The 25579-nt window shown below is 69.6% G+C and carries 28 protein-coding genes and 2 tRNA genes; 12 read left to right on the forward strand and 18 right to left on the reverse strand.

Annotated elements, in window-relative coordinates; all coding sequences use genetic code 11:
* Position 1 precedes the first annotated feature (1 nt).
* The 3 genes from KAK03_RS15415 to KAK03_RS15425 all read left to right on the forward strand — a co-directional run bounded on the left by KAK03_RS15415 (position 2) and on the right by KAK03_RS15425 (position 1505).
* Positions 2-77: transfer RNA gene (locus KAK03_RS15415), tRNA-Lys, on the forward strand.
* Between the two features lie 43 nt (positions 78-120).
* Positions 121-196: transfer RNA gene (locus tag KAK03_RS15420), tRNA-Lys, on the forward strand.
* Between the two features lie 118 nt (positions 197-314).
* Positions 315-1505: a serine hydrolase domain-containing protein gene (locus KAK03_RS15425; RefSeq protein ID WP_210854970.1), complete on the forward strand. Its 1191-nt coding sequence runs from the start codon at positions 315-317 to the stop codon at positions 1503-1505.
* A gap of 21 nt (positions 1506-1526) precedes the next feature.
* Here the strand turns inward: KAK03_RS15425 and KAK03_RS15430 are convergent, their stop codons facing one another.
* The 9 genes from KAK03_RS15430 to KAK03_RS15470 all read right to left on the reverse strand — a co-directional run bounded on the left by KAK03_RS15430 (position 1527) and on the right by KAK03_RS15470 (position 9229).
* Complete coding sequence (locus KAK03_RS15430; protein ID WP_210854971.1) at positions 1527-2765, reverse strand: hypothetical protein; 1239 nt, start codon at positions 2763-2765, stop codon at positions 1527-1529.
* Positions 2762-3175 carry a hypothetical protein gene (locus KAK03_RS15435; protein WP_210854973.1) on the reverse strand — a complete coding sequence of 138 codons (414 nt, stop codon included), beginning with the start codon at positions 3173-3175 and terminating at the stop codon, positions 2762-2764. The genes KAK03_RS15430 and KAK03_RS15435 overlap by 4 nt, the downstream gene beginning before the upstream one ends.
* Positions 3175-3867, reverse strand: a complete 693-nt coding sequence (locus KAK03_RS15440) for a CpXC domain-containing protein (RefSeq protein ID WP_210854974.1) — start codon at positions 3865-3867, stop codon at positions 3175-3177. The genes KAK03_RS15435 and KAK03_RS15440 overlap by 1 nt, the downstream gene beginning before the upstream one ends.
* Before the next feature lie 15 nt (positions 3868-3882).
* Positions 3883-5133 carry a hypothetical protein gene (locus KAK03_RS15445; RefSeq protein WP_210854976.1) on the reverse strand — a complete coding sequence of 417 codons (1251 nt, stop codon included), beginning with the start codon at positions 5131-5133 and terminating at the stop codon, positions 3883-3885.
* A gap of 2 nt (positions 5134-5135) precedes the next feature.
* Entirely contained in the window at positions 5136-5435 is a 300-nt protein-coding gene (locus KAK03_RS15450) for a hypothetical protein (protein WP_210854978.1), read from the reverse strand.
* A 38-nt stretch (positions 5436-5473) separates the two neighbouring features.
* Complete coding sequence (locus KAK03_RS15455) at positions 5474-6160, reverse strand: CpXC domain-containing protein (protein ID WP_210854980.1); 687 nt, start codon at positions 6158-6160, stop codon at positions 5474-5476.
* A gap of 15 nt (positions 6161-6175) precedes the next feature.
* The gene (locus tag KAK03_RS15460; RefSeq protein WP_210854981.1) at positions 6176-7396 is read right to left on the reverse strand and encodes a hypothetical protein; all 1221 of its coding nucleotides are present in this window, start codon (positions 7394-7396) and stop codon (positions 6176-6178) included.
* A 41-nt stretch (positions 7397-7437) separates the two neighbouring features.
* Positions 7438-7734, reverse strand: a complete 297-nt coding sequence (locus tag KAK03_RS15465; RefSeq protein ID WP_210854983.1) for a hypothetical protein — start codon at positions 7732-7734, stop codon at positions 7438-7440.
* Positions 7735-7825: 91 nt separating this feature from the next.
* Positions 7826-9229, reverse strand: a complete 1404-nt coding sequence (locus tag KAK03_RS15470; RefSeq protein WP_210854985.1) for a hypothetical protein — start codon at positions 9227-9229, stop codon at positions 7826-7828.
* Positions 9230-9287: 58 nt separating this feature from the next.
* Between KAK03_RS15470 and KAK03_RS15475 the strand changes: the two genes are divergently transcribed.
* Positions 9288-9653, forward strand: a complete 366-nt coding sequence (locus KAK03_RS15475) for an ArsC family reductase (RefSeq protein ID WP_210854987.1) — start codon at positions 9288-9290, stop codon at positions 9651-9653.
* Here KAK03_RS15475 and KAK03_RS15480 read toward each other — a convergent pair whose 3' ends face one another.
* Positions 9654-11165, reverse strand: coding sequence for a Ppx/GppA phosphatase family protein (locus KAK03_RS15480; RefSeq protein ID WP_210854989.1), 1512 nt, complete (start codon positions 11163-11165; stop codon positions 9654-9656). It lies immediately after the preceding gene.
* A gap of 104 nt (positions 11166-11269) precedes the next feature.
* On the opposite strand from KAK03_RS15480, the gene KAK03_RS15485 reads away from it, so the two are divergent.
* A complete protein-coding gene (locus tag KAK03_RS15485; protein WP_210854991.1) occupies positions 11270-12160 on the forward strand; it encodes a dienelactone hydrolase family protein in 891 nt (296 codons plus the stop codon).
* Positions 12161-12211: 51 nt separating this feature from the next.
* Positions 12212-12991: a ZIP family metal transporter gene (locus tag KAK03_RS15490; protein ID WP_210854993.1), complete on the forward strand. Its 780-nt coding sequence runs from the start codon at positions 12212-12214 to the stop codon at positions 12989-12991.
* Positions 12992-13070: 79 nt separating this feature from the next.
* Here KAK03_RS15490 and KAK03_RS15495 read toward each other — a convergent pair whose 3' ends face one another.
* The 3 genes from KAK03_RS15495 to KAK03_RS15505 all read right to left on the reverse strand — a co-directional run bounded on the left by KAK03_RS15495 (position 13071) and on the right by KAK03_RS15505 (position 15356).
* Positions 13071-13505: a universal stress protein gene (locus tag KAK03_RS15495; protein WP_210854995.1), complete on the reverse strand. Its 435-nt coding sequence runs from the start codon at positions 13503-13505 to the stop codon at positions 13071-13073.
* A gap of 84 nt (positions 13506-13589) precedes the next feature.
* Positions 13590-14441 (reverse strand): sulfurtransferase, encoded by an 852-nt coding sequence (locus KAK03_RS15500; RefSeq protein WP_210854997.1) that lies wholly within the window; start codon positions 14439-14441, stop codon positions 13590-13592.
* A 21-nt stretch (positions 14442-14462) separates the two neighbouring features.
* On the reverse strand, positions 14463-15356 hold the full coding sequence (locus KAK03_RS15505) for a DMT family transporter (RefSeq protein ID WP_210854999.1): 894 nt from the start codon (positions 15354-15356) through the stop codon (positions 14463-14465).
* A 39-nt stretch (positions 15357-15395) separates the two neighbouring features.
* On the opposite strand from KAK03_RS15505, the gene purN reads away from it, so the two are divergent.
* From purN to KAK03_RS15520, 3 genes are all read left to right on the forward strand, one after another.
* Positions 15396-16037, forward strand: coding sequence for a phosphoribosylglycinamide formyltransferase (purN, locus tag KAK03_RS15510; RefSeq protein WP_210855001.1), 642 nt, complete (start codon positions 15396-15398; stop codon positions 16035-16037).
* 8 nt (positions 16038-16045) lie between these two features.
* Positions 16046-17308, forward strand: coding sequence for an RsmB/NOP family class I SAM-dependent RNA methyltransferase (locus tag KAK03_RS15515; protein WP_210855003.1), 1263 nt, complete (start codon positions 16046-16048; stop codon positions 17306-17308).
* 114 nt (positions 17309-17422) lie between these two features.
* Positions 17423-18637 carry a DesA family fatty acid desaturase gene (locus tag KAK03_RS15520; protein ID WP_210855005.1) on the forward strand — a complete coding sequence of 405 codons (1215 nt, stop codon included), beginning with the start codon at positions 17423-17425 and terminating at the stop codon, positions 18635-18637.
* 164 nt (positions 18638-18801) lie between these two features.
* Here KAK03_RS15520 and rpmG read toward each other — a convergent pair whose 3' ends face one another.
* From rpmG to trxB, 3 genes are all read right to left on the reverse strand, one after another.
* Complete coding sequence (gene rpmG, locus KAK03_RS15525; protein ID WP_210802310.1) at positions 18802-18972, reverse strand: 50S ribosomal protein L33; 171 nt, start codon at positions 18970-18972, stop codon at positions 18802-18804.
* A gap of 23 nt (positions 18973-18995) precedes the next feature.
* Positions 18996-19229 carry a 50S ribosomal protein L28 gene (gene rpmB, locus KAK03_RS15530; RefSeq protein WP_022979438.1) on the reverse strand — a complete coding sequence of 78 codons (234 nt, stop codon included), beginning with the start codon at positions 19227-19229 and terminating at the stop codon, positions 18996-18998.
* A 225-nt stretch (positions 19230-19454) separates the two neighbouring features.
* Positions 19455-20411: a thioredoxin-disulfide reductase gene (gene trxB, locus KAK03_RS15535; protein WP_210855006.1), complete on the reverse strand. Its 957-nt coding sequence runs from the start codon at positions 20409-20411 to the stop codon at positions 19455-19457.
* A gap of 200 nt (positions 20412-20611) precedes the next feature.
* Here trxB and KAK03_RS15540 point away from each other — a divergent pair, with 200 nt between their 5' ends.
* The 3 genes from KAK03_RS15540 to lolA all read left to right on the forward strand — a co-directional run bounded on the left by KAK03_RS15540 (position 20612) and on the right by lolA (position 24288).
* A complete protein-coding gene (locus KAK03_RS15540) occupies positions 20612-21274 on the forward strand; it encodes a Crp/Fnr family transcriptional regulator (protein ID WP_210802312.1) in 663 nt (220 codons plus the stop codon).
* 82 nt (positions 21275-21356) lie between these two features.
* Entirely contained in the window at positions 21357-23666 is a 2310-nt protein-coding gene (locus tag KAK03_RS15545; protein ID WP_210855008.1) for a DNA translocase FtsK, read from the forward strand.
* The gene (lolA, locus tag KAK03_RS15550) at positions 23659-24288 is read left to right on the forward strand and encodes an outer membrane lipoprotein periplasmic chaperone LolA (RefSeq protein WP_210855009.1); all 630 of its coding nucleotides are present in this window, start codon (positions 23659-23661) and stop codon (positions 24286-24288) included. The genes KAK03_RS15545 and lolA overlap by 8 nt, the downstream gene beginning before the upstream one ends.
* Here the strand turns inward: lolA and KAK03_RS15555 are convergent, their stop codons facing one another.
* Together KAK03_RS15555 and KAK03_RS15560 are read right to left on the reverse strand one after the other, a co-directional pair.
* Complete coding sequence (locus KAK03_RS15555; RefSeq protein WP_210855011.1) at positions 24289-24978, reverse strand: PA4824 family protein; 690 nt, start codon at positions 24976-24978, stop codon at positions 24289-24291.
* 11 nt (positions 24979-24989) lie between these two features.
* Complete coding sequence (locus tag KAK03_RS15560) at positions 24990-25517, reverse strand: chemotaxis protein CheW (RefSeq protein ID WP_375140987.1); 528 nt, start codon at positions 25515-25517, stop codon at positions 24990-24992.
* Between the last annotated feature and the right edge of the window lie 62 nt (positions 25518-25579).

Here is a 25579-nt window from a genome sequence, read left to right on the forward strand (position 1 = left end):
CGGGCTCTTAGCTCAGTTGGTAGAGCAGCGGACTCTTAATCCGTTGGTCGTAGGTTCGAATCCTACAGGGCCCACCAAGAATTCAGAGGCTGCCTGCGGGCAGCCGCCGTCAGCGATGACGGGCTCTTAGCTCAGTTGGTAGAGCAGCGGACTCTTAATCCGTTGGTCGTAGGTTCGAATCCTACAGGGCCCACCACCTTCACCCCCTGGCCGCGCACACCGCGGCCCCTCCGGCCGGCGCTGGATGCGAACATCGCGGGGTGAGCCACCTTTTTCCTCGCGCTTGTGACCGCCTGAACCGGCGTCGGTGTCTGTTGACCATCGCCTCGGCCCTGGCCGGCTGTGCCACGCCCCGCCCACGCGCCACCTGGCAACCGGACGATGCCGTGATGGCCGCGCTGCCCGACTGGATGCAGCGCGCCCAGGTGCCTGCCGTGTCGATGGCGGTGCTGGAAGGGGGCGAACTCGCCTGGCAGCACCAGCAGGGGCTGGCGAATGCGCAGACCGGGCAGGCGCTGGCGCCGCAGGCCTTGTTCGAGGCGGCCTCGCTGACCAAACCAGTGTTCGCCTGGCTGGCCTTGCAGCAGGCGAGCGAGGGGCGGCTGCGGCTGGACGAGCCGCTGGTCGACACCCTGCGGCCAGCCTGGCTGGATGACCACCCCTGGAGTGCCCGCATCACTGCGCGCCACGTGCTGTGCCACACCAGCGGTCTGCCCAACTGGCGCCGCGAGCCGATGAAGGAGACCCTGCGGCCCGCCTTTGAGCCGGGGACGCGCCTGAGCTACTCCGGCGAGGCCTTCTTCTGGTTGCAGTTCGTGGTCGAGCAGCGCAGCGGCCTGTCGCTGCCGCGGCTGGCGCAGCGTGCCCTGTTTGAGCCCGCGGGCCTGCGCGACAGTGATCTGGCCTGGAGCGAGGAGGTCGCCCGCCGCGCGGTGTGGGGCCATGCCGCACCCCAGGCCGCGCCTTTGGTGCCGCTGCCCCGACAGATGATGCGCGAGGCCTGGCTGCAGGCGCTGCCACTGGCCAGGGCCTGGGGGCGGCCCTTGGCCGACTGGCGCTGGGACGACGCACAGCGGGCCTTCGCGGCCCTGGGCGGCAGCGTGCCCTCGGCCGCGGTGGCCTGGCCGGGCGACCTGATGAGCAATGCCGCCGCCAGCCTGCGCTGCACGGCGGCCGACTACGCGCGCTTCCTGCGGGTGCTGATGCCCATGGCCCGCGGGCCCCACCTGGCACCGGCCTGGCAGCGACTGCACACCGAGCCGCAGTTCGAGACCCGCCCGCCGTGGTCCGCCAAGACCCTGGGCTGGAACCGGGAGCAAACGGCCATCGGACCGCTGCTCTACCACGCCGGCAACAACGCCAACCAGTTCCGCGCCTTCGCGCTGGCTGATGTGGCGCGCGGCCATGCGCTGGTGGTGCTGACCAATGGCGGTGGCGGTGACGCGCTGTGTCAGGCCGTGGTGCGCGCGGCCACCGGGCTGGCGCTGCAGGCGTTCGAGCCTTGAACGCCGCGGCGCCGGATCGGCTCAAGCCTCCTTGAACATGAACTCGGTGACTTCCTTGGCCACGCCGGTGGGCGGGTTGTTGCGCTTGAGCCAGGTGATGGCGTAGACCTCGGCAAACCATTCGGCCGGCGAGCGCCACTGGTACTTGTTGACCTTGGTGGCGGCGACACTGGCGTGCCGGTAGCTCCACCAGTCGTTGCTGTAGGACTCGATGTAGCAGCGGCCGTCGGCCAGCGCCGGCGGCGGGTTGAACCAGGGCTCGGCGGCCTCGCAGGACGGCCGGACCGTGGGAGACAGAAAGCCCGACAGCAGGGCGTTCCACTCAGTGGCATCGACCCCCTGCGGCACCGCCAGCGAGGTGCTGCCCTTGAGCACCTGCTTGATGGCGCTCTCGACCACCGCATCGCTCAGCGTGGCGCCCGCCGGCCCGGAGCCCTTGAACTCCTTGAGCATGGCCGCCACCACCGAAGCCAGGCTCTCCTTGACCCAGCCGCCGCAGCCGTCCAGGCCCTGGAAGCGGTCCATGATCTTCTTCTCGTCGTCCAGCGCATGGCCCATCTCGTGCAGCATGGTGACGTCGAAGGAGTTGGCCGGCAGGGCCTTGCCGTCCACGGTGTAGGTCTCTTCGCCGGTGGCGTCGCCGAAGTCGCCCATCAGGATCTCGCCGCCGCCGTAGGCACCGCTGCCCTTCCAGCCCTTGTCGCGGGTGTACTCCAGCTTCTTGAGCTTGTCGTGGCCGGTCTGGCCCTTGGGCACGGTGCCCATCATGTCGAAGACCCGGTCGAGGTGGGTGTTGCTCATCAGCAGCGGCACCGAGAGCTTCAGGCCGTAGAAGTCCTCCAGGGCCTGCTGGTAGATCTTGTTCTTCTGGGCGTCGGTGGGGGCCTTCTTGCTGTCACCCATCACCGCCTTGCGCGCGTTTTCCAGGGCGTTGGCGTGGGCCTGGATTTCATCGATGCGGCGGTTGATGCGCTCGATCGCCGCCTGCCGTTCTCCCTCGTCGGTGATCGATGCGGCGTTCTCCAGTGCCTTGCGCTGGTAGGCCAGGTCGTCCTTGATGCGCGTGGTGTCCAGGCCGGTATCGCCGTCGGTCAGCGTCTTGGTGGTGGAGAACAGGCGCATCAGCTTGTTCTCGGCCGAGGACAGGGCCTCGGTGAAGGCGTTCTTGCGCGCCTTGCCGGATTCGGGAGGGGTGTCGCCCTCGTCGGCGCCCACGCCCAGCACCTCCTGCAGCCAGGCCAGCTTCAGTTCCTGGCTCATGAGGCACCTCCACGCCGGACCTTCTGCCAGCCCTGCAGCATGGTCGACTCGGCGTCGCAGGCATCGGCCACGCGCTGGCACAGCAAACGCAGTTCGGCGTCGCGGCCATGCGTCAGGCCAATGCGGGCCAGTCGGCCCAGTGCGGCCAGTTGCACCGCCAGCAGCGCGGCCACGTCCGCGTCGGGGTCCTGGGTGAATGCGATGCTCAGCTGCAGTCGCAACTGGTCGACGTGGGTGTTCAGGTCCAGCGTGGCTTGCGGCGGCTCGGGGCGCTTGCCCGGGCCCTTGGACAGCAGTCCCATGGGGGCGTTCTCCGAAGTGGCGGCCAGGCCGGCACGCGCACCGGCCAGCCAGGTCATGCCGACAGCCGTCAGCCCGGCCAGGCGGCGGCGGGTGATGGGCGTGCGCATCAGGCCTGCGCGCTGGCGAACATCAGCCGGCGCCAGTCGATGAGCAGGGCGCCGTCGAACTGCGCGCGCAACTCGGCCCAGTCGTCGGGGTGGTCGATGATCTCGTCGTAGCGGCTGCGCGGCACCTCGACGGCTTCGAGCACGCGCTCGGTGGCCAGCTCGTGCCAGGCCATCACCAGCGCCTGGGCGTTGCCCTGAACCAGACGCAGCTCGGTCTGGTCGGCCAGCGGCGGGCTGTCCATGTCACGCAGCACGCCCAGCTTGCACATCTCTAGGGCCACGTCGTCCAGGCCCAGCTCAAAGGCGATGAGCTTCTCGCGCAGCGCCGGCCAGCCCAGCACCAGGCGGCTGGTCATGCTCTCGCCCATGCGCCGGGCGTGCGGCGTGGCGCGGCTGCCGAAGGCACGGTCCCAGGTCTGGCGGGCGCTGTCCTCCAGCGCTTCGAAGCCGTTGATGCGGTCGGCCGAGTCGATCATGAACCACTGCTTGCGGGCCATGTCGAGGTAGGTCAGGTGAGGGGGGATGCGCAGCACGGTGCCGCACTGGGCGCAGTCCTGCTGCTGGAAGCTGCCGTCGAGGATGGCGGCGCGCAGGTCAGGGCGGCGGTCGGCGTTGACGCTGGCGGTGCGCTGCACCTCGTTGGTGTGTCCGCATTGGCCGCAGATGGCCTGGACCGGGTGGAAGATCGACATCGGGGGGCTCCTGGTTCAGTCCTGCCACATGTAGGCGGCCACGCTGGCGTCCACCGCCGCGGGCGGCTTGGTGCGCTTGAGCCAGCTGATCGCGTAGACCTCGGCGAACCACTCCGCCGGCGAGCGCCACTGGTAGTCGTTGACCCGCGTCTTGCCGCGCGCGGCGTGCTCGAAGCTCCACCATTCATCGGTGTAGGACTCGAGGTAGCAGCGCCCGCCCAGCGACACCGGCGCCGGGTTGAACCAGGGATCGGCGTCCTCGGTGGACGGATAGACCACGCGGACGATGAAGTCCAGCAGGTCGTTCCAGTCATCGGGGTCGACGCCGGACGGGGCAGCCGGCGTGGCGCTGTCCAGCGCGGTGTCGATGGCCGCCAGCACCGCGGCCTCGTCCAGCGTGCCGCCCATGGTCTCGGTGGCCTTGTAGTGGTCGAGCATGGCAGCGGCCACGCTGGCCTTGGTCTCGGACTTCCAGCCGCCGCAACCGCTCAGTGCGCCATGGGCCGACATGATGCCCTCGGCATCGTCGAGCGCGTGGCCCATCTCGTGGAGCATGGTGACGTCGAAGGAGTTGGCCGGCAGCACCTTGCCATCGACCTCGTAGTTCTCAGCACCCTTGGCGCGGCCGAAGTCGCCCATCAGGACCTCGGCGCCACCGTAGGCGCCGCTGCCCTTCCAGTCGGCGGTCTTGTCATAGGTGAGCTTCTTGAGCTTGCCGTGTTCGACCTGCGACTTGGGCACCGTGCCCATCATGTCGAACACACGGTCGAAGTGCGTGTTGCTCATGCCCGCCGGCACCGTGATGGCCAGGCCGTAGTGGTCCTCCAGCGCCTTCTGGTAGATGGCCGATTTCTGCGCGGCACTGGGCTTGCCCTTGGCGCCGGCCATCACGGCCTCGGTGGCGGTCTTCAGGGCCTCGGCATGCTCCTGCAGTTCCTCCAGGCGCAGACGGATGCGCTCCATGGCGGCGGTGCGCTCGGCGCCCTCGGGCAGGGCCATCGCGGCCTTCAGGGCCTTCTGCTGGAACTGCTGGTCCTTCTGCAGACGCGACGTGTCCAGGCCCAGCTTCTTCAGCTCGGCGACTTCGCCGCTCAGGAAGTGCTCGGCAGCCTTGTCCCCCTGCTTGGTGACCTCCTCGGTGAAGTCGCTCGCGCTGATCTTGCGGGCCGGCTGGCGGGTGGTGCCCGGGGTGCTGCCGGATGCCTGGGCCTGACCGACCCCCAGGACCTGCTGCAACCAGGCGAGTTTGGTGTCCTGCGTGGCCATGCTCAGGCCTTGGGCAGGCGCTGCTTGAGCGCGCGCAGCTGCTGCTCGTCGGTGCTGCTGGACTGCTGCACCCGCTGCACCAGTGCCTTCAGCTCAGCGTCGGTCGCATGGGTCTGGCCGATGCGGGCCAGCTCGGCCAGCGCCTCCAGTTGCACCGCCATCACGGCTGCGACGTCGCGGTCGGCCTGGCCGGTGAAGGCCACGCTGAGCTTGAGGCGCAGGTGGTCAGCCTGCGTCTTCAAATCCAGCGTCGACTGCGGCGGACGGGGGATCTTGTTGGGGGTCTTCGGCGTAGAGGTCATGGTGGTCGGTTCCGGCCGTGGATCGGTGTGTCAGGGGGTCAGGCGGTGGCGAACATCAGCCGGCGCCAGTCGATGAGCAGGGCGCCGTCGAACTGCGCGCGCAACTCGGCCCAGTCGTCAGGGTGGTCGATGATCTCGTCGTAGCGGCTGCGCGGCACCTCGACGGCTTCGAGCACGCGCTCGGTGGCCAGCTCGTGCCAGGCCATCACCAGCGCCTGGGCGTTGCCCTGAACCAGACGCAGCTCGGTCTGGTCGGCCAGCGGCGGGCTGTCCATGTCACGCAGCACGCCCAGCTTGCACATCTCTAGGGCCACGTCGTCCAGGCCCAGCTCAAAGGCGATGAGCTTCTCGCGCAGCGCCGGCCAGCCCAGCACCAGGCGGCTGGTCATGCTCTCGCCCATGCGCCGGGCGTGCGGCGTGGCGCGGCTGCCGAAGGCACGGTCCCAGGTCTGGCGGGCGCTGTCCTCCAGCGCTTCGAAGCCGTTGATGCGGTCGGCCGAGTCGATCATGAACCACTGCTTGCGGGCCATGTCGAGGTAGGTCAGGTGAGGGGGGATGCGCAGCACGGTGCCGCACTGGGCGCAGTCCTGCTGCTGGAAGCTGCCGTCGAGGATGGCGGCGCGCAGGTCAGGGCGGCGGTCGGCGTTGACGCTGGCGGTGCGCTGCACCTCGTTGGTGTGTCCGCATTGGCCGCAGATGGCCTGGACCGGGTGGAAGATCGACATCGGGGGGCTCCTGGTTCAGTCCTGCCACATGTAGGCGGCCACGCTGGCGTCCACCGCCGCGGGCGGCTTGGTGCGCTTGAGCCAGCTGATCGCGTAGACCTCGGCGAACCACTCGCCGGGCGCACGCCACTGGTAGCTGTTGACGAGTGTGCCGGCACGCGAAGCCAGCTGGTAGCTCCACCAGTCGTTCGAGTAGGACTCGACATAGACGGTGCCATCGACGTCCACCGGTGCCTTCCACCACGGCTTGGCGGCCGCGATGATGGTCAGGCAATGGGCGCGCACGTAGCCGATGACCTTCTGCCAGTCCTCGTCAGTGGCGTCGTCGGGCTTGGGCGCCTGGGTGCCGGTCAGGCCCTGGTCGATGGCTGTGCGCAAGGCGTCGTCGGCGATCGGCTTGGACAACGTCACCGTCTTCTTCAGGTGGGCCAGCAGCGCGGTGCCGACGGAGGCCGCACTCTGCCGGGTCCAGCCGCCGCAGCCGGCCTTGTTGCCGTGGTTCTGCATGATCTGCTGCTCGGCATCCAGCGCATGGCCCAGCTCGTGCAGCGTGGTCACGTCGAAGGAGTTGGCCGCGTGGGTGGTGCCGTCGACCACGTAGTCCTCGGTGCCGGAGGCGTCGCCGAAGTCACCCATCGTGACGCGGCCCAGGCCGCGGTTGTAGGAGCCGCTGCCGGACGAGCTGTTGTAGTTCAGGATCTTCAGCTTGTCGTGCTTGGCCTGCGACTTGGGCACGGTGCCCATCATGTCGTAGACGCGGTCGAAGTGGGTGTTGGTCATGCCCTCGGGCACGGTGATGGTCAGACCGTAGCGGTCTTCCAGCGCCTTCTTGTAGATGGCCGACTTCTGGGCCGGCGTGGGGGCGTCCTTGGACTTGCCCATCACCTCCCTGGCGGCAGCCTCCAGGGCGTTGGCGTGGGCCTTGATCTCGCTGAGCCGCTGGCGGATGCGCTCCAGCGCCGCGGCGCGCTTGTCGGGGTCGGTGATGGCCTTGGCATCGGCCAGCGCCTTCTCCTGCGCTGCCTGGTCCTGGGCCAGCCGATCGGTGTTCAGGCCCAGCTTCTTCAGGCCCTCCACCTCGGCGCTCAGGAAGTGCGCCACCACCTTGTCGCCCAGGTTGGCGATGGCGTCGGTGAAGCCTGAGAGGCTGAACTTGCCACTCTCCTCGGGCCCCTGCCCGGCGGCCACGCCCAGCACCTGGGACAGCCAGTCGAGCTTGGCTTGTGCGTTGTCCATCGCATGGTCCTTTCAGGCCGGCACGCTGGCCGGCGGGCACATCAACGCGCCAGGCGCGCCTGGATGTCCTTGAGCGATCCCTCGAGGCTGCCGGTCTGGTCGGCGATGCGCTGGGCCAGCGCGCGCAGCTCCGGATCGCGGGCATGCTGCAGCGCGATCGTGGCCAGCCGGCCCAGCGCGCGCTGCTGCACCGCCAGCAGCGCGGCCACATCGCGGTCGGCCTGACCACTCAGGGTCAGGCCCAGGTCGAAGCGCAGGTCGATCACATGCTGCTCGAGCGCCAGCGTGGCGTCGCTGGGACGCGGGCTCTTGCCGGGCTCCCGGGTGTCGTCGGTCATGGGGGAACTCTCCTTCGATGAGACCGCGGCCGCAGCCACCAGCCAGGGGGCCAGCAGCAGCGCACGGCGCCGGCGCAGCATGGAGGCCACGTCAGGCCACCTGCTTGGACAGCACCTGCAGCGTGGCGCCCAGCGCGGCGCGCGGATCGATCGGCACGAAGGGGTTGTCCTTCAGCCGCGAGAGGACGGGGTCGGTGTCGAGCTGCGACAGCATGCGCTGGATGCTTTGCGCGGCCTGGCGGTGCAGGCGGATGCGCTCGGCCTCGTCGGCGGCGGCGCCGGCCTGGCTGAGCACGGCCTCAAGCTGGTCATCGAAGCGCTGCGCCACCTCGTCCAGGCGGCCGATGCGCGCGTTGATCTCGTTGATCAGCGGGCTGGCGGCGAACTCGCTGAGGATGGCCTCGCGCAGCTTCTTCAGGTCGTCGCTGACGCGGGTGCGGGTGACGGTCCAGACCTGGGCGCAGCGGGCGTAGTCGGCCTTCTTGGGCACGTCGGTCGCGGGGGTGGGGGCGGGCGCCTCGCCGCCGCCCTGACCCAGCAGCTTGGCCAGCACCTCCAGCGCCTGCAGTCCGGCGCCGAACTGGCCGCCGTCGGCCTTGCCCTTGGCGAAGTTGAGCAGCTCGCGCAGCTTGGCCGCCGCCGGATGGCCACCGTCGAGCGCCTGCTGCAGCGGGGTGGCCAGCGCCTTCAGGCGCTGCTCGTAGGGGGTCTTCTGCGGGTCTTCGCTGCGGGGCGATTCCTGGGGGGGGGCGTTGTCCGATGAGCTGCCTTCCGGCGGCGGCAGGTCCTTCTCGTCGGCGACGTCTTCCTCGAGGACCTTGCCCTCGGCGTCCCACAGCACCACCTTGGCGATGCGGAAGCCGCAGGCCTTGATCGGTGCGCGCACCTTCTTGACGACGCCACCCATGGCCTTGTCGATCTGCAGCACCAGCGTGGTGCCGTCCAGCCAGGCCACGCCAAAGGTGCCGACCTTGCTTTCCAGCGCCTCGCTCAGCTTGGCAAACAGCTTGCGGCCCGCGACCTTGGGGCTGAGCGTGAAGCCCGACTCGGTCTTGGCGGCGACAAAGGCGAACTGCGCCCGCCGCTGCGGGTCGCGCTTGAGCATCTGGAACTGCGACAGCAGGCGCTTGGGATCGAGCAGCACCGCTGCCGCGGCGTTCTCCTCGTCGTCCTCGGACTCGCCCTTGGCGGCGTCCTTGGCGTTCTTCGCGGCCTTGGCGGCCTCGGCCACCACCTTCTCGTAGTCCTTGCGCTGGCTGCTGATCGACTTGTCCAGGTTGCCCAGCCAGGTGGTCAGCACCTTGTCGCCCTTGGCCGACTTGCCCAGCAGGTCGGCCTGCTTCTGCACCTCATCGAGCGCCTTGAGCCCATCTTCGGGGCCGGACTTGTCGGCCTTCTCGAAGGCGGCCAGGGCCTTGGCCAGCGGTTCGGCCTTCCAGGCCGTGCCCTTGCTGGTGTTCTTCCATTCCTTCTCGCTGAGGTACTTGTCAGCCATGCGATGGTCCTCCTGGTCTGTTCGCCGGGCCCTGGGCCCGGCGCGCTAGTATCGGCCGATGATCACGCTCTATGGTATCCCCAACTGTGACACGGTGAAAGCGGCGCGCGCCTGGTTGGCTGCTCAGCAGATTCCCCATGTCTTCCATGACTACAAGAAGCTGGGCGTGCCGCCCGATCACCTGGCCCGCTGGGCCGCGGCGCTGGGGTGGGAGCGGCTGCTGAACCGCCAGGGCACGACCTGGCGGCGCCTGGACCCCCGCCGGCAGGCGGCCGTGGTGGACAGCGCCGCGGCGATGGCCCTGATGGTGGAGGAACCCAGCCTGGTGCGGCGGCCGGTGGTGGAATGGCCCGATGGCGGCATCAGTGTCGGCTTCACCGCCGACGACTGGCAGGCGCGGGCCGGGCGGCAGCCGCCCGGCTGATCAGTCCGGCAGCGCCAGGCTCAGGCTGTCGGTGCGGGCCCAGGCCTGGGCCTCTTGCGCCAGCAGGTAGCGGGTGCGGGGATTGGCCAGTGCCTTGCCGGCCTGAAGCTGCACCTGGCGACCGCGCCGCTGCAGCCGTACCGCGCTGCTCGGCTGATCGACGCGTGCATGGCATACGATGACGGCCAGCCGCAGGCACAGCAGCTGCTCGACGAAGCCTTCGCGCGGCAATGCCCCTTCCAGCTTGCGCAGCCCGCCGCGCTGTCCCAGCACCAGTTCGCCCAGGCGCCGCTGCTGGCTCTGCGAGAAGCCGGCGGCGTCGACGTGGTCCAGCAGGTAGGCGCTGTGGCGGTGGTGGTCGTGGTGCGAGACCATCATGCCGATCTCGTGCAGTTGGGCCGCCCACCACAGCTCGCGGCGCTCTTCCGCCGCCGCCTGCGGCGAGAGCTGGTCGTGTAGGGCCATCGCCACACGGGCCACACGCTCGGCCTGGGCGGTGTCGATGCCGAAGCGCCGCTGCAGCGCCTGCACGCTGTCGTCGCGCATGTCACGGCGCCCGCTGCGGGGCCGGTGCGCGCGCAGGCGCTCTTGCAGGTCGATGATGACGCCCTGGCGCAGCGCGCCCTTGGCGGGCAGCAGGGCCTGGATGTCGAAGTGGGCAGCCAGGGTGTAGAGGATGGCCAGGCCGCCCGGCAGCACCGCGCGCCGCTCGGGCTTCAGGCCGGGCAGGTCCAGGCGGTCGACGTGGCCGGCCTCGATGCAGCGGCCGATAAGCCAGCGCAGGCCCGCCGGCGTGATCACGCCATCGTCGATGCCGCTGGCCTTGAGCACGTCGGAGACCGCCCCGGCCGTGCCGGAGGAGCCCAGCGCCTGCGCCCAGCGGCTGGGGGCGAACACCGCCAGCGCCTCTTCGATCTCGGCGCCCGCCGCCACCTGCGCGGCGCGAAAGCCCTCGGCATCGAGCCGGCCCTGCGGGAAGTGGTTCATCGACAGGCTGACACTGCCGATCTGGAAGGATTCCGCGTCGCCCGGCTGCCGGCCCTGGCCCAGGATCAGCTCGGTCGAGCGCCCGCCGATGTCGATGACCAGGCGCCGCTCGTCGGAGGGCTGCAGAAAGGACACGCCCACATAGATCAGCCGGGCCTCCTCGCGGCCCGAGATCACCTCGATCGGCTGCCCCAGCGCCGCGCTGGCCCGCTGCAGGAAGGCATTGCGGTTGCGCGCCTCGCGCAGCGTCTGTGTGGCCACGGCGCGCACCCGTCCCGGCTCGAAGCCCTCCAGGTGCTGGGCGAAGCGGCGCAGGCAGTCCAGGCCGCGCTGCATCGCCTCCTCGGTCAGGCACAGCTCGGCATCCAGGCCGGCGCCCAGGCGCACGGTCTCCTTCAGGTACAGCTGTCGCTGGTAGCGGGCTCCCCGGACCTGGCCAACCTCAAGGCGGAAGCTGTTGGAGCCCATGTCGATCGCCGCCAGCGGGGCATCTGCAGCGGCGGAGGTCAAGGCGGTGTGCGGCATGGAGGGGCATTGTGCCCGCGCTGGCGGGTCCATCTCCCCGGGCGCCTTGGGGATCGCTGCCCACTCCTAGAATCGGTCGATCCCCATCAACGCGGAGACGGACCATGACGGTGAATCAGTGGCACGAGGACGGTGAGGCCCTGGTGGGCCAGACGGCGGGCCTGCAACGCCGGGGGGTGCTGCGCGCCGCCCTGGGCAGCGGTTTCGCGGCGGCAGCGCTGCCGGTGGTGGCGCAGACCGTGGTCAAGACCCCGGCTGAGGGGCTGGAGGCCGGTGAGGTGACCATCCCGGTCGGTGACTTCAAGATGCCGGCCTACCGGGCGATGCCCCAGGGCAAGCGCGGTGCGCCGGTGATCCTGGTGATCAGCGAGATCTTCGGTGTGCACGAGCACATCGCCGATGTCTGCCGGCGCTTCGCCCGGCTGGGCTGGTGCGCCATCGCCCCCGAGCTGTTCGTCCGGCAGGGCGATGCCAGCGCCTATGGCGAGATCGCCAAGCTGGTGGCCGAGGTGATTTCCAAGGTGCCCGACGAGCAGGTCATGACCGACCTGGACGCCACCGTGGCCTGGGCCGAGGCCCAGGGCCAGGACGCCGGCAAGCTGGCCATCACCGGCTTCTGCTGGGGCGGGCGCATCACCTGGCTGTACGCGGCCCGCCAGCCGCGGCTGAAGGCGGCGGTGGCCTGGTATGGCCGGCTGGAGGGCGCCTCCACACCGCTGACCCCGAAGCACCCGGTAGAGCTGACCGTTGCGCTGAAAGCGCCGGTGCTGGGCCTGTACGGTGGCCAGGACACCGGCATCCCGCTTGACAGCGTTGCTAAGATGAAGACCGCGCTGGCCCAGGGCTCGGCGGCCGCCAAGGCCTCCGAGTTCGTCATCTACGCCGACGCCCCGCATGCCTTCCACGCCGACTACCGCCCCAGCTACCGGGCCGAGGCGGCGCAGCAAGGCTGGGCGCGTTGCGTGGCCTGGCTGCGCGACCACGGCGCCGCCTGAAGACGCCTCCCGCCCTGAACTCCGGTCCGGGGCGTCTGCCCTGACTCCCCGATGACCCTGTTCTACATCGTCCTGGCCACGCTGATCGGCGGCGTGCTGTCGGTGGTGATTGCCGCCTCGCTGACCACTTCGGTGCTGACCTATGTGGTCAAGCACCTGGTGAGCCTGTCGGCTGGCGTGCTGCTGGGCACGGCGCTGCTGCACACCCTGCCCGAGGCCTTCGAGAGCGCGGTCGACGCCCACACGCTGTTCGCCACGCTGCTGGGGGGGCTGCTGTTCTTCTTTCTGCTGGAGAAGGCCGAGCTCTACCGCCACGACCACCACCACGAGGGCGACGGCCACCACCATCACCACCAGCACGACGCCGAGCAGGCCGGGCGCGGCGGCTACAGCGTGCTGGTGGGCGACAGCATCCACAACTTCTGCGACGGCATCATCATCGCCGCCGCCTTCATCGCCGACCCCTGGCTGGGTGTCACCACCTCGGTGGCCATCATCCTGCACGAGATCCCGCAGGAGGTGGGCGACACCATCGTGCTGATCAATGCCGGCTTCGGCCGCCGCAAGGCGTTGCTGTTCAACGCGCTGTCAGGCCTGGCCGCGGTGGTGGGCGGCTTGCTGGGCTACTACGTGCTGGCCTGGTGGCAGTCGCTGTACCCGTACCTGCTGGTGGTCGCGGCCAGCAGCTTCATCTACGTGGCGGTGGCCGACCTGATCCCGCAGATGCAGCGCCGCATGCCGCTGCGCGACCTGCTCAGCCAAGTGGCCTGGATCGGCGCCGGACTGCTGCTGATCGTGGTGGCGATCAGCTTCATGCACGAACACGGCTGATCCTCAGGCCTGAGAAGGCCGCGGGGCCGTGATCGGCCCCGCGTGGTCGTACGTCACCGGGCGATGGCCCGTGCGGTCCTCACTTGATGACCAGCACCGGCACCTGGCAGTGGGTCAGCACCTTCTGCGTCTCGCTGCCCAGCAGCAGTGCGCTGACGCCCCGGCGGCCGTGCGAGGCCATGACGATCAGGTCGCAGGACTGGGTCTTGGCGTGGTCGACGATGGCTTCCCAGGGATGGACCGCCTCGACCGTCGCCGCCTCGCAGGCCACGCCAGCGGCGGCAGCGGCATCGGCCACCGTCTTGACGCGGGCTGCGGCGATGCGCTCCTGGGCGTCATAGAACTCCTGCGGCGGCACCGGCTGCATCTCGGAGATGGCGCTGTAGGGGAAGGGCTCCTTGACGCTGATGACGGTGAGCTTGGCGCCCAGAGTCTTGGCCAGCGTCAGGGCGGTCTGGACCGCGTTGGCGGTGATGTCGGAACCGTCGGTGGGAACCAGGATGTTGCGGTACATGTGGGACTCCTTGCACTCGTCTGCCGGGGATGCCGGCCCATGGGCACAGTGTCGTCTTCTGGACTTTTCAGTTCTTGATGGCGGTCAAGCCGATTGCGCCACCGGACGCGTCGGGTCGGCCGACCACTCGCTCCACGAGCCGGGGTAGAGCGCGCTGCCGCCCAGGCCGGCGGCCTCCATGGCCAGCAGGTTGTGGCAGGCAGTGACGCCCGAGCCGCACTGGTGCACCACGCGTGCCGCGTCGGCACCCAGGCTGGCGAACCGCTGGCGCAGCGCGTCTGCGGGCAGGAAGCGGCCGTCGGGGCCCAGGTTGTCCTTGAAGAAACGGTGGCGCGCACCGGGGATGTGGCCGGCCTGGGCGTCCAGCGGCTCGACCTCGCCGCGGTAGCGCTCGCCGGCCCGGGCATCCACCACCACCCGGGCGCCAGGCGCGGACAGCAGGGTGGCGGCGTCCACGGTGGGCATGCTCGCGCCACCCAGCGGGTAGGGCGGGGCGGCCTCGGGGGCGGCCGGGGCGATGGTCTCCATCGCCCCCCCGGCGGCCTGCCACGCGGCGATGCCGCCGTCGAGCACCGCCACCTCGGCGTGGCCGATCCAGCGCAGCATCCACCAGGCCCGCGCGGCATAGCAGCCGCCCTGGGCGTCGTAGGCGACGACCAGGCGGCCCGGGCGCAGCCCCCAGCGGCCGGCCCGTTCGGCAAAGACCTCGCGCGAGGGCAGCGGGTGGCGGCCGCCATCGATCGAGCCGCGCGGCGACTTCGGCCCCGAGAGGTCCCGGTCCAGGTGGACGTAGAGCGCACCGGGCAGGTGGCCCGCGGCATGGGCCCGCTCGCCGGCCGCCGGGTCCATCAGGTCGAAGCTGCAGTCCAGCAGCAGCGGGGGCGGTGCCTCGCCCAGTCGTTGACGCAGCGCGGTGGCGGTGATCAGCGGATGCATGGTGGGGTCTCCCGGGCTGGATCAGCCCTCGGTGGTGGTGTCGGGGGTGTTGGCGGCCACCTGCTGGCGCAGCCGCGTGGCGACGACGCCGGCGCCAATGATCAGCGCCATGCCGGCCACGGCTTCCGTCGTGACCGGGTCGTCGAACAGCAGCACGCCGAAGATGAACGAGAAGACGATGCCCAGGTACTGCAGGCTGGCGTTGCTGAGCGTGCGGCCGATCGCGTAGGCGCGGGTCATGGCCATCTGGGCGGTGGTGGCCAGCAGGCCGATGGCCAGCAGCAGCGCGGCCCCCTGCAGATCATGCGGCCGTGGCGGCGCCGGCAGCCACTGCGCCAGCACGGCGCCCGCCACGCAGCCGCCCATCGAGAAATAGAAGACGATGCGGTACTCCGGCTCGCCGGCCCGGCCCAGGGCCGTGACCTGCAGATAGGCCAGCGCCGAGATCATGCCCGACAGCAGGCCCGCCAGCGCGCCGGGCGCCTGGCCCGGCCCGAGCGAGGGCTGCAGCACCAGCGCCACGCCGCCGAAGCCCACCATCACCGTGGCCACCAGCCGCGGGTCGACCCGGGCCGCGCCCATCAGGATCGCGCCGCCCACCAGGAACATCGCCATCCACACCGAGGACATGTAGTTCAGCGTCACCGCGGTGGCCAGCGGCAGGCGCGACATTGACCAGAACCACAGCATCAGCGCCGTCACGCCCACCGCGGCACGCGTGACATGCATCATCGGCACCGCGGTGCGCAGGCTGCCGCCGCGCAGCCGCACCACGCCCAGCACGAAGAGCATGCCGATCAGGCCACGCCAGAACACGATCTCGCCGGTGTTGTACTGCAGCGAGGCGAGCTTCACGCACACCCCCATGCCGGCGAACAGCAGGGATGCAAGAACCATCAGGACAGGGGCCGACATGCGGGCATTGTCACCGCCGCGGCTACACTGCGCGGCCTCATGAAGAACATCGTCATCCTGCTCTCCGGGCGCGGCAGCAACATGCGCTCGGTGGTGCAGGCCTGCCGTGCCGAATCCTGGCCGGCACGCATCGCCGCCGTCATCGCCAACCGCCCCGACGCCGAAGGCCTGGCCTGGGCTGCGGCCCAGGGCCTGACCACCGCCGTGGTCGACCACCGCGCCCATGCCGACCGCGAGGCCTTCGACGCTGCGCTGGCCGCCGAGATCGACCGCCACCAGCCCGACCTGCTGCTGCTGGCCGGCTTCATGCGCATCCTGACCGATGGTTTCGTGCGCCACTACGAGGGCCGGATGCTGAACATCCATCCCTCGCTGCTGCCGGCCTTCCCGGGCCTGCACACCCACCGCCAGGCCCTGGCCGCGGGCGTCCAGGCGGCGGGCGCGACCGTGCACTTCGTGACCCCGCAGCTGGACCACGGCCCGATCGTCGCCCAGGCGGTGGTGCCGGTGCTGCCTGGCGACGATGAGACCGCCCTGGCGGACCGGGTGCTCGCTGCCGAGCACCGCCTGTACCCGATGGCGGCGCGCTGGTTCGTCGAGGGCCGGCTGGCGCTGGCGCAGGGCCGGGTGCGGCAGCTGGATGGCGCCCCCCAACTGCTGTGGGATGGCGGGCTGGGATAATCCGGCCGATGCACCCGAATGCCCTGTTGGACCTCGCCACCGAACTGCTGCGCCAGGTCCTGAAACTCGACGCCCCCGCCGACCAGACGGTGTCGGCCTTCTTCCGCAAGCACCGCACGCTGGGCCCCCGCGAGCGGCACAGCCTGGCCGAGACCACCTACCAGGTGCTGCGCCAGCGCCTGCTGCTGGCCAACCTGGCGCAAAGCGGCAGCGGCGCGCTGGAGCGCCGCCTGGCCATCCTGGCCTGGCAGGGCAGCGAGTCCTTCCTGCGGGGTGCCCTGGGCCCGAACGAGCAGAAATGGCTGGCCGAGGTGCAGGCGGTGGACCGCGCCAGCCTGCCCGAGAAACTGCGCCACAACCTGCCCGACTGGCTGGCCCAGGCGCTGCATGCCGAGCTGGGCCAGGACTTCTGGCCGCTGGTCGAGGCGATGGAGCAGTCCGCGCCGCTGGACCTGCGGGTCAATCTGCTGAAGGCCAGCCGCGCCGAGGTGCTGGCCGAGCTGGCCGAGGCCGGCATCCCGGCCACCGCCACGCCGCACTCGCCCTGGGGCGTGCGGCTGGAGGGCAAGCCGGCGCTGCAGAAGCTGCCGCTGTTCACCGCTGGACGGGTCGAGGTGCAGGACGAGGGCAGCCAGTTGCTGGCGGCGCTCACCGGCGCCAAGCGCGGCGAGATGGTGGTGGACTTCTGCGCTGGTGCCGGCGGCAAGACGCTGGCGCTGGGCGCGATGATGCGCAACACCGGCCGCCTGTACGCCTTTGACGTGTCCGGCCACCGGCTGGATGGGCTGAAGCCGCGCCTGGCGCGCTCGGGGTTGTCCAATGTCTACCCGGCACAGATCGCCCATGAGCGCGACGAGCGCGTCAAGCGCCTGGCCGGCAAGATCGACCGCGTGCTGGTGGATGCCCCCTGCTCGGGACTGGGCACGCTGCGCCGCAACCCCGACCTGAAATGGCGCCAGTCGCCGCAGGCGCTGGAGGAACTGGGCGCCAAGCAAAGTGCCATCCTGGCCAGTGCCGCCCGCCTGCTCAAGCCTGGCGGCCGGCTGGTCTACGCCACCTGCAGCCTGCTGCGGCGCGAGAACGAGGCGGTGGCCGAGGCCTTCGGCGCCGCCCACCCGGACTTCGAGCCCCTGCCAGCCGGTCCGCTGCTGGAAACCGCCCAGGTCGAGGGCGCCGCCGAACTGGTCAGCGAGGCCGGCCACCTGCGGCTGTGGCCGCAGCGGCACCGCACCGACGGCTTCTTCGCCACCGCCTGGCAGCGCAAGACCTGATCTGGCGCACACGCCCTGGGGAGTTTCCCCTGACCTGATCGGTATCAAGCGCCTAGAATTGAAGCACGCGTCCATCCGCCGGTGGATTCGATTGCAGTTGGGAACCCTCGCACGATGAACGACCTGCTCGTCTGGGCGGCTGATTTCGCCGCCAACGGACTGCTCCACGCCTCTGGCTGGCAGCTCCTGGCCTACACCCTGGTGGTGACGCACATCACCATCGCCGCGGTGACCATCTTCCTGCACCGGGCGCAGGCGCACCGGGCGCTGGACCTGGGTCCGATTCCCTCGCACTTCTTCCGCTTCTGGCTGTGGCTGACCACCGGCATGGTCACCAAGGAATGGGTCGCCATCCACCGCAAGCACCACGCCAAGTGCGAGACGCCCGACGACCCGCACAGCCCGATCACCCGCGGCATCGACACCGTGCTGCTGCGTGGCGCCGAGCTCTACCGCACCGAGGCCAAGGTGGCCGAGACGCTGAGCAAGTACGGCCACAACACGCCGGATGACTGGATCGAGCGCCACCTCTACACCCGCCACAGCGCGCTGGGCGTGAGTCTGCTGCTGATCGCCAATGTGCTGATGTTCGGTGGCTGGGGCCTGACGATCTGGGCGGTGCAGATGCTGTGGATCCCGATCTGGGCCGCTGGCGTCATCAACGGCATCGGCCACTACTGGGGCTACCGCAACTTCGAGGCGCCGGATGCCTCCACCAACATCTCGCCCTGGGGCCTGCTGATCGGTGGCGAGGAACTGCACAACAACCACCACACCTACGCCACCTCGGCCAAGTTCTCGGTCAAGCCCTACGAATTCGACCTGGGCTGGGCCTACATCCGGGTGCTGCAGGCGCTGGGCTGGGCCAAGGTGCGCAAGGTGGCACCGCAGCTGGTGCTGGGTTCGGTCAAGGCCGAGGCCGACCGCCGCACACTGGAGGTCATCATCGCCAACCGCTACGAGCTGATGGCCGAGTACGCCAAGGAGCTGCGCCGCACCTGCGCCACCGAGCTGGCGCGGCTGAAGGCCGAGGGCGCCGCCAAGAGCGCCGCCTGGACCAACCTGCGCCTGGCCGAACGCTGGCTGCACCGCGATGCCGACCGCATTCCCGGCAATGTGCGCGAGCAACTGGACGCCGCGATCGCCGGCAGCCCGTCGCTGCAGAAGCTGGTGACGATGCGCGAAGAGCTGCGCCAGCTCTGGACCCGCACCAATGTCTCCGGCGAACAGCTGGTGGCCGAGCTGCAGGACTGGTGCCGCCGCGCCGAAGCCAGCGGCGTGGCCGCGCTGCGCGACTTCTCGGTGCAGCTGCGCTCGGCGCGCGCCTGACGCCGCGGCGCCTGGCGCGCTGGAACTAGGGCCCGCCTCGTGCGGGCCTTTTTCCTGGGCGTGTGGATCCCGTCACCCGCGGGGTCGGTGCGCCCCGCACCCGCCCATGAAAAAAGCCCGCCGGTGGCGGGCTTTTCATCGCGTGAAGCGCGGCGCGGGGCCGATCACTTCAGCTTGGTTTCCTTGTAGAGGACGTGCTTGCGGGCCTTGGGGTCGAACTTCATGAATTCGAGCTTGCCCGGGGTCGTCTTCTTGTTCTTGTTCGTGGTGTAGAAGTGGCCGGTGCCCGCGGTGGACTCCAGCTTGATCTTCTCGCGGCCGCCTTTGGATGCCATGGTGTCGCTCCTGATTCAGTGGATTAGGCTTGACCGCGCGCGCGCAGGTCGGCCAGAACGGCGTCAATGCCCTTCTTGTCGATCAGACGCAGGGCGGCGTTGCTGATGCGCAGGCGCACCCAGCGGTTCTCGCTCTCGACCCAGAAACGACGGTATTGCAGGTTCGGAAGGAACCGGCGCTTGGTCTTGTTGTTGGCGTGGGAAACATTGTTCCCGACCATGGGCTTCTTGCCCGTGACTTCGCAGACGCGTGCCATGAGGACACTCCTGTTGTTGTCCGGCGGAACACACTTCCCAACCTCGACCTGTGCCAGCGCACATGCAGTTGTGAAATTGCGTTCGGCCTCACCTCGCCATTCGCTTGTGCGGGGTGGCGGTAACCCCTTGTTCCTTCGGCTCTGCTTCGGGCCCAGCGTTGGGCTCTAATTCGGCAGGTCGCGCGCGGGAAAACCAGGCATTGTAGCAGAACCCGCCGGGCCTGCTCAATGGCCCCCTTCCAGGAAGCGCTGGGCATCCAGCGCGGCCATGCAGCCGGTGCCGGCCGAGGTGATCGCCTGGCGGTAAATGTGGTCCTGCACATCGCCAGCGGCGAACACGCCGGGCACGCTGGTCTGGGTGGCAAAGCCGTTCTGGCCACTCTTCGTGACCAGGTAGCCGTCCTTCATCTCCAGCTGGCCCTTGAAGATCTCGGTGTTGGGCGAGTGGCCGATGGCGATGAAGCAGCCGTGCAGCGTCAGGTCCTGGGTGCTGCCGTCCTGGGTGGACTTGATGCGCACGCCGGTCACGCCGCTGGCGTCGCCCAGCACCTCGTCCAGCGTGTTGTGCAGGTGCAGGACGATCTTGCCCTCGGACACCTTCTCCATCAGGTGGTCGATCATGATCGCCTCGGCGCGGAACTTGTCGCGGCGGTGGATCAGGTGCACCTTGGTGGCGATGTTCGACAGGTACAGCGCCTCCTCGACCGCGGTGTTGCCGCCGCCCACCACGCAGACCTCCTGGCCCCGGTAGAAGAAGCCGTCGCAGGTGGCGCAGGCGCTGACGCCGCGGCCCGAGAAGGCCTGCTCGGATTCCAGGCCGAGGTACTTGGCGGAGGCGCCGGTGGCGATGATCAGGCTGTCGCAGGTGTAGCTGCCCGAGTCGCCGGTCAGCGTGAACGGACGCCTGGACAGATCGACCGCGTTGATGTGGTCGAAGACGATCTGGGTGTTGAAGCGCTCGGCGTGCTGCTGGAAGCGCTGCATCAGCTCAGGGCCCTGCACGCCCATCACGTCGGCGGGCCAGTTGTCCACCTCGGTGGTGGTCATCAACTGGCCGCCCTGGGCCAGGCCGGTGACCAGCAGCGGCTTGAGGTTGGCGCGCGCGGCGTAGATGGCGGCGGTGTAGCCGGCGGGGCCGGAGCCCAGGATCAGCACCTGGGCGTGGGTGGTGGAAGCGCTCATGGCCAGCAAGAGGAGGTGGTGTGATCTGGGGACGATGCGTTGCGGGGCGCGCAACAGGGGTGGGACGGATGTCCTGGGCCCCGTGCGCAAACCGGATATGCTCGCGCATGCATCGGGCTTATCGATGCCGCGATTGTAGGCAAGCACCGGGCCCCTGGCTTCGGGTGCCGCGGACCTGCCATTTTGAGAGGGGACATTGAATGTCGATGCTGTCGAACCTGGACCTGATCCGCCGGGTGCCGCTGTTCTCGATGCTGACCAATGACCAGGCGCGTGCCGTCGCCGATGGCGTGGTCAAGCGCCGCTACCGCCGGGGCGAGCTGGTGGTGGAGCAGGGCAAGAAGAGCAATGCGCTCTACATCCTGCTCAATGGCCGGGCGCGCGTGCTGACCGCCGACTCCCGCGGGCGCGAGGTCATCCTGGCGGTGCTGGAAGCTGGCGACTATGTCGGCGAGATGAGCCTGATCGACAACCAGCCCCACTCGGCCACGGTGCGCTGCGAGGTGCAGTGCGACATGCTGATCCTGGGCCGCGCCGAGTTCGCCCGCTGCCTGCCCGAGAACTCCAGCCTGTCCTACGCGATCATGCGCGGCCTGGTGACGCGCCTGCGCGCCGCCGACCGTCAGATCGAGTCGCTGGCGCTGCTGGACGTCTACGGCCGCGTCGCCCGCACGCTGCTGGACATGGCCGAGGATGTCGATGGCGAAAAGGTCATCCGCAGCAAGGTGTCGCGCCAGGACATGGCGAAGATCGTCGGCGCCTCGCGCGAGATGGTCAGCCGGGTCATGAAGGACCTGGAGGAGCGCGGCGTGATCGAGACCCAGGAGAACGGGTCGGTGCTGCTGAAGAATCGATTGGGCTGATGACCTGCATGTGTCTGTGGTGCCGCCGCCCGGTGGCGCCCTGGGAGGCCCGGTGAGCGGGCTCGTGGGATGGCGCCGTGGCATGGGCGCGGCTTTGACCGGCGTGGCGCCCGAGCCGCCGCGGCGGGTGCCTGCCTGGCGTCTGCTGGTGCGGGCCGCGCTGTGGGGCGCGCTGTGGCTGGTCCTGACCTTGTCGCTGCTGAGCCGTCGGCCCGGCGATCCGGCCTTCAGCACCTCGGGCGTGGATGGCAGCACGCTGAACTGGCTGGGCGCGCCCGGCGCCTGGGTGGCCGACCTGACGCTGATGCTCTTCGGCTTCTCGGCCTGGTGGCTGGTGCTGGCAGGACTGCGGCATTGGCTGTCGGCGCTGGCAGCGCTGTGGCGCTCGACCCAGCCGCCAGGGCCTGCCGCGGCCCCGGCTGCCGAGCCCGACGGCACGGTGCCGCTGGGCCTGGCGCTGGTGATGCTGTCGAGCTGTGCGCTGGAATGGACCCGCATCTACGCCTGGGAAGCCCACCTGCCCGGACCGGCCGGTGGCGTGCTGGGCCACTGGGCGGGGCCGGTCTCGCAGCAGTGGCTGGGCTTTGCCGGTTCCGGCGCGCTGTGGATTGCCCTGCTGGTGGCGGCGCTGCCCTGGGCGCTGCGTTTCTCGTGGGTGCGCACCGCCGACACGATTGGCGGCTGGATCGACGGCGCCCGTGAGCGGCGCACGCAGGCGCGCGAGTTCCAAGAAGACGTCCGCCTGGGCGAGCAGGCCCTGCGCGAGCGCGAGCAGGAGGTGGTCGAGGAGCGCCAGGAGCAGGTCGAGCACCGCCCCATCGTGATCGAGCCGCCGGTGCTGGAGGTGCCCAAGTCCGAGCGCGTGGCCAAGGAGCGCCAGAAGCCGCTGTTCATGGAGCTGGCCGACACCAAGCTGCCGCAGATCGACCTGCTTGACAAGCCGCCCGCGCGGGTCGAGACGGTGACGCCCGAGTCGCTGGAGATGACCAGCCGCCTGATCGAGAAGAAGCTGGGCGACTTCGGTGTCGAGGTGCAGGTCATCGCGGCCCAGCCCGGCCCGGTGATCACCCGCTACGAGATCGAGCCGGCCACCGGGGTCAAGGGATCCCAGGTGGTGAACCTGGCGAAGGATCTGGCGCGTTCGCTGAGCCTGGTCAGCATCCGCGTGGTCGAGACCATTCCGGGCAAGAACCTGATGGCGCTGGAACTGCCCAACGCCAAGCGGCAGACCATTCGCCTGTCCGAGATCCTGGGCTCCAAGGTCTACCACGACGCCGGCTCGCTGCTGACGATCGGCCTGGGCAAGGACATCGTCGGCTCGCCGGTGGTGGCCGACCTGGCCAAGATGCCGCACTGCCTGGTGGCCGGCACCACCGGCTCGGGCAAGTCGGTGGGCATCAACGGCATGATCCTCAGCCTGCTCTACAAGGCCGAGGCGCGTGATGTGCGCCTGATCCTGATCGACCCCAAGATGCTCGAGATGAGCGTCTACGAGGGCATCCCGCACCTGCTGTGTCCGGTGGTCACCGACATGAAGCAGGCCGGCAACGCGCTGAACTGGTGCGTCGGCGAGATGGAGCGGCGCTACAAGCTGATGAGCAAGCTGGGCGTGCGCAACCTGGCCGGCTACAACAAGAAGATCGACGAGGCGGCGGCCCGCGGCGAGCACCTGCCCAACCCGTTCAGCCTGACGCCCGAGGCTCCGGAGCCGCTGGAGCGGCTGCCCTACATCGTTATCGTCATCGACGAACTCGCCGACCTGATGATGGTGGTGGGCAAGAAGATCGAGGAGCTGATCGCCCGTCTGGCCCAGAAGGCGCGCGCCGCCGGCGTCCACCTGGTGCTGGCCACGCAGCGGCCTTCGGTGGATGTGATCACCGGCCTGATCAAGGCCAACATCCCCACCCGGCTGTCCTTCCAGGTCAGCAGCAAGATCGACAGCCGCACCATCCTGGACCAGATGGGCGCCGAGGCGCTGCTGGGCATGGGCGACATGCTCTACCTGGCGCCCGGCACCGGCCTGCCGGTGCGGGTGCACGGCGCCTTTGTCTCCGACGAGGAAGTGCACCGGGTGGTCGAATCGCTGAAGGCCCAGGGCGAGCCCAACTACATCGAGGGCATCCTGGAAGGCGGCACCCTGGATGGCGAGGCGGGCGACGCCGCCGGCGGCGGTGCCGCAGGCGGCGACGGCGAGTCCGATCCGCTCTACGACCAGGCGGTGGCGGTGGTGCTGCAGCACCGCAAGGCGTCCATCTCGCTGGTCCAGCGGCATCTGCGGATTGGTTACAACCGCGCGGCGCGACTGCTGGAACAAATGGAGCAATCCGGGCTCGTATCGGCACTGTCCCCCAACGGCAGCCGCGACCTGCTGCTGCCCAAGCGCGATGAATGAACGAACCGTCGGACGACGGGAATGCCTGGGTCTGCTGGCCCTGGCGATGCTGCCGCCGGGCGCGCGCGCCGATGCGCTGTCGGCCCTGAACACCTTCATCCGCGACGTGCGCTTCGGCCGCGCTGATTTCACCCAGACGGTGACCTCGCCAGACGGCCTGAAGAAGAAGTTGTCCAGTGGCCGCTTCGAGTTCCAGCGCCCGAACCGCTTCCGTTTCGCCTACCTGAAGCCCTATGCGCAGACCATCGTCGGCGATGGCCAGAAGGTCTGGTTCCACGACCCCGACCTGAACCAGGTCACGGTGCGGCCCTGGAACGAGGCGCTGGGCAGCACGCCCGCCGCCTTGCTGGCCGGCCAGTCGCTGGAGCGCGAGTTCGAGCTGAAGGTCCTGCCCTCGACCGGCGGCCTCGACTGGGTGCAGGCGGTGCCTCGCCAGCCGGGCGGCACGATCGTGTCGATGAAGGCGGGTTTCCGCGGCGCGGCCTGGGCGGCGCTGGAGATCGCCGACAGCTTTGGTCAGCGCTCGCTGATCGAGTTCGGCGCGATGCAGACCGATGCCGCACCGCCGCCCGAGACCTTCCGCTTCGTCCCGCCTCCCGGCGCGGACGTCAACGCGGGCTGATCAGAACGCGAAGCGCAGACCCAGGGTCATCGCCCGGGCGCGCGGATGTCCGGTCTGCCAGCCCCAGCTGGCATCCAGCCACAGGCGGTTGGGCAACGGATTCCAGCGCACGCCGGCCTGGATCCAGGGGCGGCGCGTGCGGTCGTTGTCGAACAGCTCGCCCATCAGGTCCCACTGGCCGCTGGCCGCATGTTCCACGGCCAGCGCCCAGGAGGTGGTGCTGGCATGCGCCTGCCGCGAGCGGGTCCAGCCCAGGTTGCCGTGCAGCACGAAGCCAGGCGCCATCGGCCAGCTGACCACGCCATTGACGTAGCTCTGGTCCGAGCGCAGGCCAGCGCCATCGTCGGTCGCGCCCAGGCCATAGGCCAGGGCGATGCTGGCGCCGTCGTCCCCGCCGTCGATCAGGCGGGATTTGCCGGCCAGCGTCAGGCTGCGGACCGAGCTGCCCGCGCTGTGGGCCCGCTGGCCCAGCAGGGCCAGTTGGGTGTGTTCGGTGGCGCCGCAGCCCAGCTGAAGGCTCTGCACGCCCACGCTGGGCGTGCCATCCTCCCGGCCGTGGCCCAGGTAGCTTTCCAGTTCGCAGACGCCGGGGCTGATCGTGCCGGCATCCTCGGTGGCGGCGGGTCGCCCGGCCAGCGCCGGCAGCGACAGGCTCAGCAGCAGCGCAGACAGCAGGGGGTGGTGGCGCATGGCGTGGGCCTTCAGTGCAGGACGGCGTCCATCAGGCCCATGTCGGCGGAGGTCATCATCTGCTCGATGTCCATCAGGATCAGCATGCGTTCGTCGTCGCCGTGCTTGATCGTGCCCAGGCCGGTGATGTAGCTGGCGTCGATCGCGCCGTTGAATTCGGGGGCCGGCTTGATCTGGCCGGCCGGCAGCTCCAGCACGTCGCTGACCGAGTCCACGACCATGCCCACGGTGCGGTGGGCGATGTTCAGGATGATCACGACGGTGAATGCATCGTACTTCACGTCGGGCAGGTCGAAGCGCAGCCGCATGTCGACGATCGGCACGATCACGCCGCGCAGGTTGACCACACCCTTGATGAAGTGCGGCGCATTGGCGATGCGCGTGGGTTGTTCGTAGCCGCGGATTTCCTGCACCTTCAGGATGTCGATGCCGTACTCCTCATGGCCCAGCTTGAAGGACAGGTACTCGCGCGGCGCGCCGGTGGCGGCCAGGGTGGGCTGCAGGGTGCTGCGTTGGTCGCTGGTCATCAGGGTGCTCATCGTCAGGGACTCCTCGGGAGGCGGCTCAGGTGGCTGGAAGTGTGCGGCGCAGGCCGCCGTCG

Source organism: Ideonella alba, from assembly GCF_018069845.1.
Taxonomy (GTDB): Bacteria; Pseudomonadota; Gammaproteobacteria; order Burkholderiales; family Burkholderiaceae_C; genus Ideonella; species Ideonella alba.

What these genes read in the sequence shown, in the direction of transcription:
- KAK03_RS15515 (WP_210855003.1), top strand. Translation starts at nt 16,046, where the DNA reads ATGCACCCGAATGCCCTGTTGGACCTCGCCACCGAACTGCTGCGCCAG.
- KAK03_RS15465 (WP_210854983.1), bottom strand. Translation starts at nt 7,734, where the DNA reads ATGACCGACGACACCCGGGAGCCCGGCAAGAGCCCGCGTCCCAGCGAC.
- KAK03_RS15490 (WP_210854993.1), top strand. Translation starts at nt 12,212, where the DNA reads ATGACCCTGTTCTACATCGTCCTGGCCACGCTGATCGGCGGCGTGCTG.
- KAK03_RS15475 (WP_210854987.1), top strand. Translation starts at nt 9,288, where the DNA reads ATGATCACGCTCTATGGTATCCCCAACTGTGACACGGTGAAAGCGGCG.
- trxB (WP_210855006.1), bottom strand. Translation starts at nt 20,411, where the DNA reads ATGAGCGCTTCCACCACCCACGCCCAGGTGCTGATCCTGGGCTCCGGC.
- KAK03_RS15430 (WP_210854971.1), bottom strand. Translation starts at nt 2,765, where the DNA reads ATGAGCCAGGAACTGAAGCTGGCCTGGCTGCAGGAGGTGCTGGGCGTG.
- KAK03_RS15545 (WP_210855008.1), top strand. Translation starts at nt 21,357, where the DNA reads ATGGGCGCGGCTTTGACCGGCGTGGCGCCCGAGCCGCCGCGGCGGGTG.
- KAK03_RS15500 (WP_210854997.1), bottom strand. Translation starts at nt 14,441, where the DNA reads ATGCATCCGCTGATCACCGCCACCGCGCTGCGTCAACGACTGGGCGAG.
- KAK03_RS15470 (WP_210854985.1), bottom strand. Translation starts at nt 9,229, where the DNA reads ATGGCTGACAAGTACCTCAGCGAGAAGGAATGGAAGAACACCAGCAAG.
- KAK03_RS15555 (WP_210855011.1), bottom strand. Translation starts at nt 24,978, where the DNA reads ATGCGCCACCACCCCCTGCTGTCTGCGCTGCTGCTGAGCCTGTCGCTG.
- lolA (WP_210855009.1), top strand. Translation starts at nt 23,659, where the DNA reads ATGAATGAACGAACCGTCGGACGACGGGAATGCCTGGGTCTGCTGGCC.
- KAK03_RS15435 (WP_210854973.1), bottom strand. Translation starts at nt 3,175, where the DNA reads ATGCGCACGCCCATCACCCGCCGCCGCCTGGCCGGGCTGACGGCTGTC.
- rpmB (WP_022979438.1), bottom strand. Translation starts at nt 19,229, where the DNA reads ATGGCACGCGTCTGCGAAGTCACGGGCAAGAAGCCCATGGTCGGGAAC.
- KAK03_RS15460 (WP_210854981.1), bottom strand. Translation starts at nt 7,396, where the DNA reads ATGGACAACGCACAAGCCAAGCTCGACTGGCTGTCCCAGGTGCTGGGC.
- KAK03_RS15480 (WP_210854989.1), bottom strand. Translation starts at nt 11,165, where the DNA reads ATGCCGCACACCGCCTTGACCTCCGCCGCTGCAGATGCCCCGCTGGCG.
- KAK03_RS15505 (WP_210854999.1), bottom strand. Translation starts at nt 15,356, where the DNA reads ATGTCGGCCCCTGTCCTGATGGTTCTTGCATCCCTGCTGTTCGCCGGC.
- KAK03_RS15495 (WP_210854995.1), bottom strand. Translation starts at nt 13,505, where the DNA reads ATGTACCGCAACATCCTGGTTCCCACCGACGGTTCCGACATCACCGCC.
- KAK03_RS15560 (WP_375140987.1), bottom strand. Translation starts at nt 25,517, where the DNA reads ATGAGCACCCTGATGACCAGCGACCAACGCAGCACCCTGCAGCCCACC.
- KAK03_RS15485 (WP_210854991.1), top strand. Translation starts at nt 11,270, where the DNA reads ATGACGGTGAATCAGTGGCACGAGGACGGTGAGGCCCTGGTGGGCCAG.
- KAK03_RS15450 (WP_210854978.1), bottom strand. Translation starts at nt 5,435, where the DNA reads ATGACCTCTACGCCGAAGACCCCCAACAAGATCCCCCGTCCGCCGCAG.
- KAK03_RS15540 (WP_210802312.1), top strand. Translation starts at nt 20,612, where the DNA reads ATGTCGATGCTGTCGAACCTGGACCTGATCCGCCGGGTGCCGCTGTTC.
- purN (WP_210855001.1), top strand. Translation starts at nt 15,396, where the DNA reads ATGAAGAACATCGTCATCCTGCTCTCCGGGCGCGGCAGCAACATGCGC.
- KAK03_RS15440 (WP_210854974.1), bottom strand. Translation starts at nt 3,867, where the DNA reads ATGTCGATCTTCCACCCGGTCCAGGCCATCTGCGGCCAATGCGGACAC.
- rpmG (WP_210802310.1), bottom strand. Translation starts at nt 18,972, where the DNA reads ATGGCATCCAAAGGCGGCCGCGAGAAGATCAAGCTGGAGTCCACCGCG.
- KAK03_RS15445 (WP_210854976.1), bottom strand. Translation starts at nt 5,133, where the DNA reads ATGGCCACGCAGGACACCAAACTCGCCTGGTTGCAGCAGGTCCTGGGG.
- KAK03_RS15520 (WP_210855005.1), top strand. Translation starts at nt 17,423, where the DNA reads ATGAACGACCTGCTCGTCTGGGCGGCTGATTTCGCCGCCAACGGACTG.
- KAK03_RS15455 (WP_210854980.1), bottom strand. Translation starts at nt 6,160, where the DNA reads ATGTCGATCTTCCACCCGGTCCAGGCCATCTGCGGCCAATGCGGACAC.